Annotated in this window: 14 protein-coding genes, 1 tRNA gene and 1 pseudogene; 4 read left to right on the forward strand and 12 right to left on the reverse strand. The window is 58.0% G+C overall.

Features of this window, described 5'->3' with window-relative positions; all coding sequences use genetic code 11:
• Positions 1–4: 4 nt before the first annotated feature.
• The 5 genes from ACZ5OO_RS05030 to ACZ5OO_RS05050 form a co-directional block, all read right to left on the reverse strand.
• On the reverse strand, positions 5–280 hold the full coding sequence (locus ACZ5OO_RS05030; protein WP_048812699.1) for an elongation factor 1-beta: 276 nt from the start codon (positions 278–280) through the stop codon (positions 5–7).
• 11 nt (positions 281–291) lie between these two features.
• Positions 292–501, reverse strand: coding sequence for a zinc finger domain-containing protein (locus tag ACZ5OO_RS05035; protein WP_013266090.1), 210 nt, complete (start codon positions 499–501; stop codon positions 292–294).
• 44 nt (positions 502–545) lie between these two features.
• Entirely contained in the window at positions 546–2489 is a 1944-nt protein-coding gene (gene rqcH / locus ACZ5OO_RS05040; protein WP_464077975.1) for a ribosome rescue protein RqcH, read from the reverse strand.
• Positions 2490–2849 (reverse strand): UBP family nucleoid-associated protein, encoded by a 360-nt coding sequence (ubp, locus tag ACZ5OO_RS05045; protein ID WP_013266092.1) that lies wholly within the window; start codon positions 2847–2849, stop codon positions 2490–2492.
• Between the two features lie 110 nt (positions 2850–2959).
• Positions 2960–3676 carry a metallophosphoesterase family protein gene (locus tag ACZ5OO_RS05050; RefSeq protein ID WP_464077976.1) on the reverse strand — a complete coding sequence of 239 codons (717 nt, stop codon included), beginning with the start codon at positions 3674–3676 and terminating at the stop codon, positions 2960–2962.
• A gap of 177 nt (positions 3677–3853) precedes the next feature.
• Between ACZ5OO_RS05050 and ACZ5OO_RS05055 the strand changes: the two genes are divergently transcribed.
• Both ACZ5OO_RS05055 and ACZ5OO_RS05060 read left to right on the forward strand, forming a co-directional pair.
• Positions 3854–5056, forward strand: coding sequence for a tRNA pseudouridine(55) synthase (locus tag ACZ5OO_RS05055; RefSeq protein ID WP_464077977.1), 1203 nt, complete (start codon positions 3854–3856; stop codon positions 5054–5056).
• Positions 5053–6369: an ArsB/NhaD family transporter gene (locus tag ACZ5OO_RS05060; RefSeq protein ID WP_013266095.1), complete on the forward strand. Its 1317-nt coding sequence runs from the start codon at positions 5053–5055 to the stop codon at positions 6367–6369. The genes ACZ5OO_RS05055 and ACZ5OO_RS05060 overlap by 4 nt, the downstream gene beginning before the upstream one ends.
• Here ACZ5OO_RS05060 and ACZ5OO_RS05065 read toward each other — a convergent pair.
• The 6 genes and pseudogenes from ACZ5OO_RS05065 to ACZ5OO_RS05090 form a co-directional block, all read right to left on the reverse strand.
• Positions 6366–7151 (reverse strand): enoyl-CoA hydratase/isomerase family protein, encoded by a 786-nt coding sequence (locus ACZ5OO_RS05065; protein ID WP_464077978.1) that lies wholly within the window; start codon positions 7149–7151, stop codon positions 6366–6368. The two genes, ACZ5OO_RS05060 and ACZ5OO_RS05065, sit on opposite strands and share 4 nt — an antisense overlap.
• Before the next feature lie 95 nt (positions 7152–7246).
• Positions 7247–7332 (reverse strand) — tRNA-Ser (locus ACZ5OO_RS05070).
• A gap of 35 nt (positions 7333–7367) precedes the next feature.
• A pseudogene (locus tag ACZ5OO_RS05075) lies at positions 7368–8404 on the reverse strand (RNA-guided pseudouridylation complex pseudouridine synthase subunit Cbf5).
• A gap of 51 nt (positions 8405–8455) precedes the next feature.
• Positions 8456–8746 (reverse strand): 50S ribosomal protein L14e, encoded by a 291-nt coding sequence (locus ACZ5OO_RS05080; protein ID WP_013266097.1) that lies wholly within the window; start codon positions 8744–8746, stop codon positions 8456–8458.
• Between the two features lie 55 nt (positions 8747–8801).
• Positions 8802–9521 carry a molybdenum cofactor biosynthesis protein gene (locus tag ACZ5OO_RS05085; RefSeq protein ID WP_464077979.1) on the reverse strand — a complete coding sequence of 240 codons (720 nt, stop codon included), beginning with the start codon at positions 9519–9521 and terminating at the stop codon, positions 8802–8804.
• Positions 9518–9766 (reverse strand): hypothetical protein, encoded by a 249-nt coding sequence (locus ACZ5OO_RS05090; RefSeq protein ID WP_013266099.1) that lies wholly within the window; start codon positions 9764–9766, stop codon positions 9518–9520. The genes ACZ5OO_RS05085 and ACZ5OO_RS05090 overlap by 4 nt, the downstream gene beginning before the upstream one ends.
• Positions 9767–9865: 99 nt before the next feature.
• Here ACZ5OO_RS05090 and ACZ5OO_RS05095 point away from each other — a divergent pair, with 99 nt between their 5' ends.
• Positions 9866–12682 carry a DEAD/DEAH box helicase gene (locus ACZ5OO_RS05095; protein WP_464077980.1) on the forward strand — a complete coding sequence of 939 codons (2817 nt, stop codon included), beginning with the start codon at positions 9866–9868 and terminating at the stop codon, positions 12680–12682.
• Positions 12682–13269: a hypothetical protein gene (locus ACZ5OO_RS05100; protein WP_464077981.1), complete on the forward strand. Its 588-nt coding sequence runs from the start codon at positions 12682–12684 to the stop codon at positions 13267–13269. The genes ACZ5OO_RS05095 and ACZ5OO_RS05100 overlap by 1 nt, the downstream gene beginning before the upstream one ends.
• Before the next feature lie 59 nt (positions 13270–13328).
• Here ACZ5OO_RS05100 and ACZ5OO_RS05105 read toward each other — a convergent pair whose 3' ends face one another.
• Positions 13329–13529, reverse strand: a complete 201-nt coding sequence (locus ACZ5OO_RS05105) for a ribbon-helix-helix domain-containing protein (RefSeq protein WP_048812931.1) — start codon at positions 13527–13529, stop codon at positions 13329–13331.
• Between the last annotated feature and the right edge of the window lie 97 nt (positions 13530–13626).

Genomic DNA, 13626 nt, shown 5'->3' on the forward strand with positions numbered 1-13626 from the left:
TGCGTCACTCGCTCATCCTTGTGACGGCCTCCACCTGAACGTCCTCGACGTCAGGCACGGACCTCAGCACGTCCTCAAGGGTCTCGGTGCCGCCCTCCACGTCCTCGGGCATGGCTATCACCAGCTTGAGCGCCTTGAGGCCGAAGGCTATGGGCTCCTCCCCCGAGTTCAGGACCTCGTAGCCCTGCGGCAGCGAGCCCTTGATCCTGTTGAGCAGGTCGCCAAGGTTAACGTCAACTGAGGAGGGGGTCACGGTGACCAGCACAGCCACTCTTGCCACAGCCCCTCACCTCACGGACCCACGAAGCCGCAGTTGGGGCACCTGTACGGCGTCCCCTGCTTCCTGCACTTGGCGCAGCGCCATATCAGCACCTTGCCGCAGTTGGGGCAGTAGAAGGCCACGGCCTTCTCCTTCGGGTGTATGATCCTCCCGCAGCTGGTGCACACGGGGGGCTGGACCATGTCAAGCATGTCTATCTTTCTCACAGCGGCCACTGACATGCCCTTGTCTCCCCGCTCAGGCCTGTGATCTCCCTTATTAAGTGTTAATCGGCCACGCCCCTGGGCCTCCTCAGCCCCCCTGCCTGGCCCCTCCTGGCCTGCGATATAGAGGCCCTGCCTGGGAGCCTGGCAGCTACCTCCGAGGGGTCCAGGGCCCTTATTACCTTGGCCTCGGGCGCCGCCCTTGAGAGGGAACTTATGATCTCCTCCGCGGCCTCCTCAACCTTCATGTCCCCAGGCGTCACCCTGAGGTAGGCTATGGACTGGGGTAACACGACGCTCTCCGGGCCCACTACCACCACTGGAAGCCCCTCCTCGTCAAGGGCAATGCCCAGGTGCAGCTCAAGCCTCAGCGGCCTCAGGTAGTTCTTCTTGCCGTAGACCATGAAGGATCCCTTAGTTAAGTACTCGCCCGAGGGAGGGCTCTTTGACACCTGGGAGCCGTAGGCCCAGTAGACGCTGACGCTCGCCATTCCCTCCTTCCACGCCCTGCTGTAGGCGGCCGTCAGCACCGCTGCCTCGCTCACGTCAGTCTCAGTGAAGCCCCCGGCGGCGGCAGCCATGAGTATGACTGCAGGCGCCCCGTGTATGTCTGCGTGAAGGAAGACGTCATTTGGGCCGAGCATCTTCCTCACGAGGCTCTCGTTCTGGTCGGCGTCCCTGCCGCCAACTGCAAGCACCCCTGAAGACGTCACAAGCCAGTGGTACCTCTCGTACCAGGCCCTGCGCCTATGGCTTACCTTCTCCCTGAGCTCCTGGAGCTCGAGCTGCTCCTCAAGCTGCTTAAGCTTGGCCTCTATGTCAAGCTGCGTCCTGGAGGCCCTCTCCGCCTTAGCCCTGAGCTCCCCCGCCTGCCTGTAGAGCCTCTTTATGGCGTCGTCCACGGTCTCGTAGAGGTAAAGCTTCACGTCAACGCCTGATAGGTTGACTATCATGTAGCCCTGCCTCCTGTTGACCTCCTTGGCCCCACACCCCTCCCTGCCCTCCTTGACGCACTGCAGGGCCTCGAGGGCCTGGTAGTAGGAGGAGGCCACAGCGTTGGCCTGCGCTTCGAGGGCGCTGGCCTGCCTCAGGTACTCCTCGGCCTCAGCCTTAGCGGCCTCGAGGCTCTTGAGGAGCCTCTGCCTCTCCGCGTCGAGGGGGCTCTGCCTCCTTGGCGTAAATGAGCTAAAGTAGAGGTCTAAGGCCTCGTCAAACGTGCTGAAGCTAAGCTCCCTGAGGCCTGCCGCTGAGGTCGCTCTGAACGGCGTGGCCTGCACAGGCGAGCCGTCCTGGCCCACGTAAACGTAGCCCTGCCCCCTCAGCGACTCCTCAGCTATGGACCTGAGCGCGTCCGCGACCTTAGCCAGGTCCGCCTCGCTTACGGCCTGCGGCTGCTCGTCGCCCTTGAGCCCCGCCCTGAAGGCTGCCTCCTCCGCGGCCTCGCCGGGCACCCCGAGGTTCATAACAAGGGCCCTCACTATGTCCTTGGCCTGGGACCCCCTGAGCCTGCTCGCCAGCCCAGCGCCGTCGAGGGCGAAGGGGCTCTCGAGCCTCAGGGGAGGGTAGGAGTACTGGAGCCCCCTTCTCACCCTCCTGTCCTTAGCGTCAAAGTATGACGAGGCCGCCACCAGCCTGCCGTCAGGCGAGACCAGCGCTATGACCCCCCTGGGCAGGAGCTCAAAGACTAGCCTGTGGCCGTCCTCAAGTGTGATCTCGACAAGCCTGTCGAAGCCCACCTGCTTGACCTCTGACACCCTCAGGTCCCTCACGTTATCCCTCATTGCCTTTGCGAGCGGGCCCGGCTCCCTCCCTGGCTGATACCTGGCGCTCGCGTGGAGCCTGACCCCAGGCTGGGCTACAAGGAAGTCCCCGTACCTCAGCCTCATCCTTATGGCCAGAAGGTCCCCGTCCTGGTATATGTTGTCCAGCCTCTGGCCCCTGAGCTGGCTCGCCTGCTGCGCCACCCAGGCCATAACGTCAAGCGAGCTCATGGACTTCCTTGCCACCTACGCCACCCTCTCGGACCTGAGCCCCCTGAAGAGCCACGAGTACTTGTCGTAGAGGGAGCAGTCAACTATAATGTCGTCGCCCTCCCTTATTATTGAGAGCCCTTCAAGGGGGTTCTCCGGGGGCTCCGGGAGCCCCTTGGGCTTCACAGAGCCCGCGTATATGAGCTTCCTCTCCCCTTTCCTCCACCAGTACCTGCCGTAGTACTCGTATACCCTGGTTACTCCGTTGACCCTCTTGTAGACCTTGTGGACGGGCTTAAGGTAGTAGCCCCTCCTGGAGGCGAGCTCGTTGTAGACGTAGAGCTTCTCCTTGACCTCGCTCAGGACGGAGTATATGGCTGAGTAGCCCCCATACACCCTTACCCTGCAGTGGGGCTCACTCGGCTTTTCTCGCTCATCCCCGCCCGCCGGTCGCCTCGTCGCAGGTTCCATCATTGCCCCTTGGATGAGGTTATGCCCGAGGCTAATTAGCTGAAGAAGGCCTCCAGCCCCGCCCTGACCTCCTTAACCCACACGGGCGACCTGTTGAGGGGAAACGCGACGTTATAGACCGGCACGCCGCCGACGATAGTGAACCTGGACCCCTTGTGGGCGTGGCCGTGGACCGCCACCGTGGGCCTGAGCTCTGCTATCAGCCTCTCCATCCTGGAGCTGTAGAGGTTCGAGTAAAACCTCGGGTCCTCGCCCTTGAGGTTTGCCTTGGCCAGGGCGTAGTGCGAGAGCAGGACCACCCTGTCAGCCTCTGACTTGGCCCTTGTAAGGAGTTCCCTGACAACCTCAACCCTCTTCATGTAGATCTCCTCTATGCCCTTGATGTGGGCCTCCTGCCACCTCGTGGGCCTGTCCAGCGCTCCCGGGGTTCCCACCACTGCCACCCTAAGCCCCCCGCAGTCGTAAACCTTGAGCTCGTCCGCCAGCCAGTCGACCTGCGGGTACCGCCTCCTCAGCTCGTCCCACCTGTCCTGAAACTCGTCGTTGCCAAATGTAGCCACAATTTTGGATCCAAACCTCTCCTCTATGGCCTTCATCACGGGCTCCGCCATAGCGACGTTTCCCCTGTCAACTATGTCGCCCGCCAGGAGGAAGAGGCACGGCCTTCCAGTCACCGATGTCAGTGACCTGATGAAGTCGTTAAGGTACTCCGGCGAGTGCATGTCAGACGAGGCCAGCAGCTGCAGGCTCAAGCCGGCTCCCTGTTGGAAGAGTGCCGCGCAGGTTTACAGCGTTGTTATAAACGTCGCAGTCCCAGACAGGCGTGGGCCTATGATGCGCGATGGGCAGTCCGAGCCGTGAGGACTAACGACTTTCTGAGGCCCTACCCTTAATATTCCATAGGGGACGCTAGAGGAGGGCCTACCGACTTGAGCGAAGACCCTGCTCAGCAGGCCATGAAGGTGCTTGCCAAGTACCCGCTCTGCGACAGGTGCCTGGGGAGGCTGTTCGCGGGCCTAGGAAGGGGGCTGAGCAACGCCGAGAGGGGCAGGGCCCTCAAGCTTTCGGTCGTGATGAGCCTTCACGCCATGTCACTAAGCGGAAGGCTCCCAGAGAACGCTAGGGACGTGCTGGCCAACGCCGGAGGGGCCGCTGCCCAGGTCTATGTAGAGCTCTTCGGCTCCCCTCCAGAGCACAGGAGCTGCTACATATGTAATGACGCGCTGGACAAGTTCCTTGATGAGATGCCTCAGAGGGTGGCAGACGCAGTGAAGGAGTGGGGCGGCAGCACGTTCCTGGTTGGCGCAAAGGTTGACCCAGAGGTCATAGCCAGGGAGGAACGCATAAAGGCAGAGTTCGGCCTGGCCTTCGGCGAGTCCATAAAGTCTGAAATAAAGAGGGAGCTGGGCAAGAGGGCCCAGCTGCTGGGCCCCAAGGTCTCCTTTGACAGGCCGGACGTTGTCGTTATGGTGAGCTTTCCTGACGGCAGCGTGAGCGTGCAGCCCAGGAGGCTCGTGGTCAAGGGGCTCTACAGGAGGCTCAGAAGGGACCTCCAGCTGAGGCCCAGGGAGGCACTCTCTCACCCGCTCGTGGCCAGGCTGATCAACGACACGAGGTCGTCAAGGGTCGGGATAGTCGGGCTCGTGAGGGACGAGAAGGAGGTCAGGGCCCTGGGGCTGGGCATTCCTGTCGAGTTTCACCTCGGAGGGCCTAGGGTGCGCCTGGTGCCCCCTGACGGCTCCATCATAGAGGCCGAGGGGGCCTCGCTTGAGGTCAACAGCTCGGTGGAGGCCTCCGGGCCCGAGGACCTCTCAAGGAGGGTCAGGGTTTACAGGTGCGTCCTCTATGTCGAGGGAGGCACCTTTGAGTCCCTGCAGCTGGCGGCGGCGTCGCTGCGTGGCAAGGAGGTCAGGCAGAAGTTCATGGGAAAGGAGGTCAGCGGGGTCGTCAGGGGAGCCGAGTGCGTTGACATGGGCGGAGGCCTGGCGGAGTGCATCATAGCGCTTGACGAGAGGCTCCACGTAATGGAGCTGGTGAGCGGCAGTGGGACCGAGCCGAGCCTGAGCGGCCTCCTGGGGACAGCTGCCGAGTGCGTAGTGGCCGACCTACTTGGAGTGATCCCCCTGAGGTGAGGGGCTTGATACTATATGGTCATGTGAAGGAGCTTGCGGGAGGCGCAATCATAGCCCTTATACTTGGCGGCCTCATGTTCAGGTCCAGGTACTTCCACAACCTGCCCATCTGGACCTTCATGTCGTTTGCCGCGTTCATAGCAATAGTCAGCGGCCTCGTGAAACCTAATGACGTGGAGGACTACGTTAACTGGAACGTCATACTTTTCCTCATAGGCATGTTCAACATAGGCGCCCTCGCGGAGGAGTCAGGGCTCCTTGAATACGTCACCTACTACATAGTCTACAAGGTGAGGGACAGGGTCAGGCTAATAATAGTCCTAACCATCGCGCTAGGCGTCATGGCTGCCATAGTTGTCAACGACGCAGTTGCCGCCATGGGTTCGCTCATAATAGTGCCGCTGGCCAAGGTCATAGGCGTTGACCCGGAGCTCGCAATACTCATGTTAGCGTTCGCCGTCACCATAGGCTCCACCATGACGCCCCTGGGCAACCCGCAGAACATGCTAATAGCCGTGAGCTCCGGCGTCCAGGCACCACTGAGCACGTTCGTCATCTACCTCGCCGTCCCTACGATGGTAAACCTTGCCGTCACGGGCTACATCCTGGCTAAGATCTATGGTGTTAAGGGCGGGCCCGTGAAGCTGCCCTACAGGATACCTGAGGAGGCCATAAGGAACAGGAGGGACGCCATGCTCGCCGCCCTGTCCCTGGTAGTCATAATAGTGGCGCTGACCGTCAATGACATGCTTGAGCTAATGAGAAGGCCCGCAATAACTGAGATAGGAATCATACCGTTCACGGTCGCCGCTGCAACCTTCATACTGTCAAGCGATCCAAGGGAAACCATCAGGAGGGTCAACTGGGGCACGATACTGTTCTTCATAGTGATGTTCATAGCTATGGCTGGCGTCTGGAACTCCGGCATACTCACATCCCTCTTCAGGTACCTGCTGCCGGGCGTTGGGAGCCCGCTTAACGACTTCATCAGAATCACGGCGTCATCGCTTCTGTTCAGCCAGCTTCTGAGTAACGTGCCCTTCGTGGAGCTCTTCATAATTTACATGCAGAGCATTGGGTTCAGCGGCGCCAATTACATGGCCTGGCTAACGCTTGCCATGGCATCAACCATAGCTGGCAACCTGACCATACTTGGGGCTGCGTCGAACGTTATAATATTAGAGTCCACGGAGGCCCGTCACGGCGTCTCTGTAAGCTACTGGAAGTTCATGATCGTAGGGGCGTTGGTCACGCTAGTAAACGTGGCCATCTACGCCGCCTATATGATACCGCTGTCGATGCTGCGCATCTAGGCCCGTCGCTCAAGCTTCCTGACGGCCGCCGGCTTGAGCTTGTGCTCCTTGAAGAGCTGCATCCTCTCCTTGGCCTCGTCAGTCATGGCTAGGGAGGCCAGTTGGCCTGTGGCCTCCTTCATGCGCGATAGGTCAACGTCGCTCAGGGCCAGCCTCTTTATCGCCTGCAGGGCCTGCGGCGGGAACGACATAAGCGTGCTCAGTATATCATCTACTGTTTGGTCAACGTCGGCCTGAGGCACAACCTCGTCAACTATGCCCAGCAGGGAGGCCTCCGTGGCCGACAGCCTCTGGCCGGTCATCGCTAAGTACCTGGCCTTCCTGTGGCCCAGCGCTGTGACGCCAAGGCTTAACAGGAAGGGGGGCAGAAGGCCAAGGGCGACCTCGGGGAAGCTAATCCACGCGTTCTCAGCAGCTACCACGACGTCGCACGCCAGGAGGAGCTCCGCCCCGCCGCCAGCGGCCAGGCCCTTGACGGCGCAGACTATAGGCTTATTGCACTTTATCATTGTTGTAACCACGTCAAGTATCCTGTTGAAGAACTCCTCTGACTCCCTCTGCGTGCTAAGCCTTGACATGGCGTCTATGTCATCCCCTGCGCTGAACGCCACCTCGCTTCCAGTGAGCAATATAGAGCGCAGGTCAGTGGCGCAGCCCTTCTCAAGCTCCCTTGCAAGAGAGTCCCACATCTCGCCGTTTATGGCGTTCAGCTTCTCAGGCCTGTTTATCGTGATCCTGTAGGCCATGTTCTTATAGTTCTCACCGTATACATAAGTGGACATGTTTCCGCCTGTGCTGCCCTTAGAGGGCCACGGAGTATTTTTGCGGAGGCACGTGCCGGGTAACTAAGACTTCATGCAATTATGAATTAGGGCGACGCCGGGGGTGGGATTTGAACCCACGCGCCCCTTGCGGAGCAACGGGTCTCCAGCCCGTCCCCTTGGGCCGCTCGGGCACCCCGGCGCCAAGGTGTAGATGAATGCTTGTGCTTAAATCTGTTAGCTAGCCCCTTTGCTCTTCCACATGCGCGGGTAGATGCCGCGCGGCATCACTATGCGGGTGGGCTTGACGGCTATGCCCTTATCGCGCTCCATGACTTCTTTGGCATCCATGACAGCCTCACCTAAGCCTACCAGCTCTCCCTTAAGCGTTAGCATGGCAACCCTGCCGCCTGCCTTTACATCAGGCGTGAGCAGCGATATCCCCGGCACGGCGAGGGGGGCACCGTTTACAACGCTCTCAACCGCGCTGTCCCTGAGCACAACCTTAGGTAGCTCGCACGTAATGACCTCCCCTGGGAGCACCGCCCTCCTGAGGTAGTCATCCTTACCCTCCTCCCTGAAGCGATACACGGCCTCCGAGAGCTCCTGCAGCGTGACTAAATTGTGGTCCTCGTCGAAGGGGCCCGTCTTAATTCTCCTCAGCTCCCTCATGTGCGCGCCGACCCCCAGGACAAGCCCCATGTCCCAGCACAGCTTCCTCATATAGGTCCCTGGGTCCGACTCTACCCTAAGCAGGGCCAGCCTGCCCCTGACCTCAAGCACCTCAAGCGAGAATATTCTTCTGGTGCGCAGGGCCCTCTTGACGTTGCTCCTAACGGGCGGCCTCTGATATATCGTGCCCGTGAACTCCTCCGCCACCTCCCTGAGCTTCTTCTCGCTTACATCGCCATGAAGCTGCATGACGCAGACGTACGCCTTCCTCGAGTGCACTACAGAGCCCATTATCTTGGTCATATGGTCAAGGGCTACGGGCAGGACGCCTGTTACTTTGGGATTTCCCCGCCCAGGCCACGCGGCCTGAGCCCAAGGGTCCCTCCATGCCCCGCCCGCTTAACCCCCAGGAGCCTCTTAACCCAGGCCGTGACTTCATGGCTTGTAGGCCCGGGAGGCTTGTCTATGTTAACCACCCCATAACTTATGTACTCCTCTGCGGGCCTCTCGGTTGGTATAACACCGTAGTCGCCCGAGGTGTCCTCTGGTATCTTCTCAAGCCACTGGGCCCTGTGGCCGCAGAAGTCGTTGACGAAGTTCAAAAACTCCCTTCCACGCCTTGTGAGCTCAGAGCTCAACCCTAAGCACCGGCCTCAGGCTAAGGCCTGCTGAAGCTTTACCCTCTCCCTCATAAAGTCCGCGAGGCCAGCAGCCTCTATTGCCTTGAGCACCTCCTCGTCGCTGGCCCCCTTGTTTATCTGAACTACCTTGTCTAGGGGCATTATGTGCGATATGTTTACCCTCCTCCTTCTTACGCCAGTAAGCGTCTTGGGCCCTGTGACTAGCACGTTGTTCTCATCTACTATGTCAACTATTACGCACTTCCTGCCGGCCTCACGGCCCCTCAGCTTATAGCATATCCTCCCGACCTCTATGGCAGGCACCTTAAGGCCACCCTGGAGGTTTTGAGGAGGTGGTTCACTTTAAAACTGTTCTAGCCTAAGACCCGCGTTTAAGCTCCGTCTCTTTTATCTCCCTGTCGCCAACCATGTAATAAACTCCGCTTTCCCTAACCTCAGTCTTCCAGACGGGGGCCTCATGCTTAACATGGTCGACCAGCCACTCCAGCGCCGGGAAGACGTTTTTCCTGGACTCCCCTGAGACGCCGACCACCATGGTGAGCTGGCCCGGCTTCCTTGGACCCACGAAATGTATTACGCAGGCGCCTGCCAGGGAGAACTTAGTTATGGCTTCAGAGGCTAGCTCCCTCAGCTTAGGCTCCATGAGCTCCTCGGAGTGCTCGTAGTCCAGCTCCTTAACCTGCTCTCCGTTGTTTATGCCCCGGACAATGCCTATGAAGAAGGCCACGGCCCCGACCCTCGGGTTGTCGCCGTAGAGGAAGCTGGTTAGAGAGGCTAGGTCGACCGGCTCATCGTCCCTGGCTATCCTAACCAGCACCCTCTCGCTGCCGCCAGAGGAGGGCGGGAGCACGTGAATAACCTTGGCGTCCTGAGGTATGAGCTGCGAGGGGGCAAGGGACTTTCCGTTAACTATGACTTGCACCTCGCCCTTAAGTTCCTCAAGGACCTTTCCTAGGCCCACTGATGAGAGCTTTTCAAGGAGCCCGGAGACCGTAATGCCGTCGCCGAGCTCAAGCTCCAGCTCACCCTTGCCAGCCGCCTCACGGAGCACTGAGTAGAGCCTTACCTTTACTTTCAAGCTATCACCTTAGAGCTTCCCTGCCTTCTCTTCTCGAGTGAGTCCCTGAGCTCTTTAGAGATTTGTTTGATAGGGCCCTCCACGCACGAGGCCTCGGGCCTCTCCATAAGTAGCCTCAAGAACTTGGCTGCGCACTTGGCGCTGTGAAACTCCAGCAGCAGCTCGCCCCTCCTTATAATTATGCCCTGACCTTCATGGAAGGGCCTGCCACACACCATGCACCTGTGAAGCTCGCCTGCGGCCATACTTTGAAGACCTATGTAAGGGAGCGCCACACTATATTTAAGCACAGACCGGCCTGCTGTAGAAGGTTTGGCGCTGTAGCCAGAGATGGTAGGACGGCAATGACTGAGGCGATGCTGAGACCAGAGCTAATAGGCCTGATGAAGAGGAGGGGCTGGAAAGGCCTCACGGAGCTGCAGGAGAGGGCAGCGAGGGCTATACTGGCTGGCAAGAACGTGCTCATTATGGCTCCCACCGGCGAGGGCAAGACCGAGGCTGCCCTACTTCCCCTCCTCACCAGGCTTACCAACGAAGGGAACTTGATGCCCGTGAGCATACTTTATGTAACGCCGATGAGGGCGCTCATAAACGACCTCCACAGGAGGATAAGCTACTGGGCTGAGCCCCTCGGGCTGAGGGTGGCCAAGAAACACGGCGACGTGCCCAGCTCTGAGAGGTACCTTAGGCTTAGGAACCCGCCTCACGTGCTCTTAACGACACCTGAGAGCCTCGAGATAGACTTAGACTGGGCCCCCAAGTTCAGGGAGTACTACCGTAACGTCAAGGCAGTTATTGTGGATGAGGTCCATGAGCTGCTCTCATCGAAGAGGGGAGCGCAGCTCCTCCTGCTGCTTGAAAGGCTTGCGAGGCTGGCAGGGGACTTCCAGAGGATAGGGCTCTCAGCAACCATTGGTAACCCCGGGAAGGCACTAGCATTGCTCAGGGGCAGCAGCAGGAGGGAGTCAGAGCTGGTGAGCGGCGGCGGGAACCGTGGATTCCTATTTGAGGTGAGATACATAGATGGGGCCAAGGACCCGTGGCCCAAGGTAGCGGAGATAGCGTCCTCGGAGTCCTCAGGACCGACGCTGATATTTACTAACAGCAGGTACGTGGCCGAGAAGCTCAGTCACGAGCTTCAGAAAGGCAAGCTAGAGAACGTCTATGTGCATCACTCCAGCGTCTCGGCCGAGGTCAGGGAGATGGTTGAGGAGAAGCTGAGGCGCGGCGAGGGCTGCCTGGTGGTTTGCACCAAGACGTTAGAGCTAGGGATAGACGTAGGGTCCATAAGGAAGGTCATCCAGGTTCGCGCCCCAGGCTCGGTGGCCGCGCTCATACAGAGAACAGGAAGGAGCTTCCACAGGCTGGGCGGCACTTCCATGGGCCTGATAATAACGACCGACCCAGTGGACCTGGCAGAGGCGTTAGCCGAGACTAGACTTGCAACAAGCGGCTATGTTGAGGACGAAATATTGGACGTAGCGCCAGCTGACGTTATTGCAAAAGAAGTGGTTGGAAGCGCGCTGTCAAAGGACCCCGGCCTCACTGTGGAGGAGCTTTACAAGACCCTAAAGGGTTCCCCCATCTTTAAGTTAAGCCATGAGGAGTTCCTCTCCCTGATTAAGTATATGAAGGGGAACGGCGTAATCGACGTTGATGATAAGGGCTCGATAAGGGTTGGGGGCACCTTCTACAGGATCTGGAGGCTCCGCAACGGCTCGGACAGGCCCTGGTCCCCGAGGGACTTCAGCGACTTCTTCTCTACTATTCCCAAGAGGGACATGTTTGCGGTGAGATCGCCCGATTCCGTTATCGGCTACATCGACGCTTACTTTGTTTACCGTAACTTAAGGGTTGGCGACGTGATAAGGCTTGCAGGGAGCGCCTGGGAAGTCTCAAGAATAGACGATGTTAACGAGCGCATTGACGTGATCCCTGCCAAGGGCTCCGGCGAGATACCCCTCTGGAAGGGCGAAGGCCTGACTAGATCAAAGGAGGTTTCAGAGGAGTTCTACAGGGTTATCCTGGACGACGGCTGGCGCGGCTACGAATCGGGCCGCGTGCTAGAAGCTATAGGCTCGTGGTATAAGTCGAGGGGAATAACGATAGGCCCCCACGACATAGCCTATGAGAGGGTTGAGAACGAGCAGGTGCTCCTAGGCCCCTTCGGCTCGAAGCTCGCCGAAACCCTGGGAGTTTTACTCGTATTTTTAGCTGCGAAGAGCAAGGGCCTTGACGCTTACTACAGGCCCTCGTTCTTCGGCGTAAGCGTTAACATGGGTGACCGTGACGCGCTGTCGGCATTAATGGAGCTAGGGCCCGAGGAGGTCAGGGAGGCCATCTATGAGGCCCTTGACTACCTTCCAATATTTCACGAGAGGCTCGCTGAGGCAAAGTACGACCTGGGCAAGCTAGGCGAAGTAAACAAAGAAAGGGACAGCACGCTAATAGATGAGGTCAAAAAGTTTATAATAAATAAGGAACTGGACGTCGAAGGCGCTATAAAGTTCATAGAGGGTCTCAGGAAGCGCTACATAAAAGTGCATGTTATAAAGGATGGACCCTCGCCCTTGTCGCAGGAGCTCCTCTCGCTGCCGCCCGTGAGGCTCTGGGTTCAGGACCTGGCGAAGAGAATTGCCGAGCTGCTTAAAGACTGGGCCTTCACCTCAATAGAAATTGCTGAGGAACTTAAGCTCTCTGAGAAGACCGTGCTCAACAAGTTGAAGGACATGAGACGTCCTGAGTACAATGATCTGAGGGTAATCGCGTTCCTCGATGTCAACAGCGACGAGTGGAGGTGGACCCTGGCCTCCTCATTCAATGATATAGCGTCATCGGAGGACTTTGCAGAGAGCTTCACGCCTCTGGACCTTAACGCTGAGCTTAAGGTGACTGCTAAGAAGGGGTACACGTGGGAGCCCAGGGAGACCATAGTGAAGCCTAAGGACGTAGTGGACAGGTGGAACTTAATCTTGCCATATGTAGCGGGCACTGATGAGATATACGAGCTAAAGGTCTCTATGGCGGGCTATTATGGCGCAGATTACGAGAGCTCTGTCACGTATCATTACGTCAATGCCAATCACGCAAAGCTTCTAATCTTAAACGCTGCCGCATACCTGCAGAGGCACAGCAGCTCTGTCGGGAAGGTGTCGGTGTAATGAGCATATGCGATGAAGTTAACTATATTAGGATAATTGGAGCGAAGGCCTCCAAGTCCGAGAACATGGACATAAGGCTCCTAGCAGCGTCGATATACAGCGTTGCCGATATGCTTAACAGCGTATGTGAGTACCTAGATGCCAGAGAAGTAAAGCCCCTAGTTAACGAGCTTGCCGCCGCGGTTGACTCTGGTAACGTACCTAATGTGTCCTCGGCTTTAAGTGTCATCAAAGCTAAGGCCCAGAGCTATGGGAGGCTTCTTCAGTTTAGGCTCGCATCTTTAGCGACCAGGATCCTAGCGAGCCTCTCACTGGCCACCTTCTCCTTCCTGTTGATCTTAGTAGCTGTAACGCCGCTGGAGTTTGAAGTGGCGCCCATAATTCTTGGCTTATCTATTTCCGCCGGAGCCCTATACGCAAGACCCGCGGCCGACGCGCTCCTAATAGTAGCCTCTGCTATACTGATGGTCACAGGCGCGGGCAGCTCCCTCATCGTAGCACTAATTACGATGGCTGCGAGCGTTGGCAACTTATTAATAACAATAATGGCTTCATCCGGCGGGTTAACAATAAAAGCCTTTAAATGAACGATCACAGATGGCCGTCCTAACTTTGAAGAAACGTCGCGCCGCATTTGTCTACAGCATTAGACTTCTGCTACCTCCGCCGACGTTGACAGCTCGCCTTCGTTTAACAGGCTCTCCCCCCACAGCTCCCTTTTAAGAAGTTCCCTTACGGCCACCCTTATTACCTCGCTCCTGTTTGTAAACTTCTCCTCCTTGACCAGCTCATCTATAGCCTTTACATAGAGCTCAGGCATCTTTACAGTTACCAGCTTCACGCACATCACCGCATAAAAGCTTATAACCACTGGCTTAAAGAGGAGTCAGCTCCCTCAGGCCCTTTCTTTTGTCAACATAATAGAATGGTCTCAGATAATTATT

The sequence above is a fragment of the Acidilobus aceticus genome, assembly GCF_055392325.1.

Coding starts and splice junctions, on each gene's coding strand:
- ACZ5OO_RS05105 (WP_048812931.1), bottom strand. CDS start 13,529: ATGTGCGTGAAGCTGGTAACTGTAAAGATGCCTGAGCTCTATGTAAAG.
- ACZ5OO_RS05090 (WP_013266099.1), bottom strand. CDS start 9,766: ATGGCCGCAGGCGAGCTTCACAGGTGCATGGTGTGTGGCAGGCCCTTC.
- ACZ5OO_RS05100 (WP_464077981.1), top strand. CDS start 12,682: ATGAGCATATGCGATGAAGTTAACTATATTAGGATAATTGGAGCGAAG.
- ACZ5OO_RS05095 (WP_464077980.1), top strand. CDS start 9,866: ATGACTGAGGCGATGCTGAGACCAGAGCTAATAGGCCTGATGAAGAGG.
- ACZ5OO_RS05065 (WP_464077978.1), bottom strand. CDS start 7,151: ATGTCCACTTATGTATACGGTGAGAACTATAAGAACATGGCCTACAGG.
- ACZ5OO_RS05035 (WP_013266090.1), bottom strand. CDS start 501: ATGTCAGTGGCCGCTGTGAGAAAGATAGACATGCTTGACATGGTCCAG.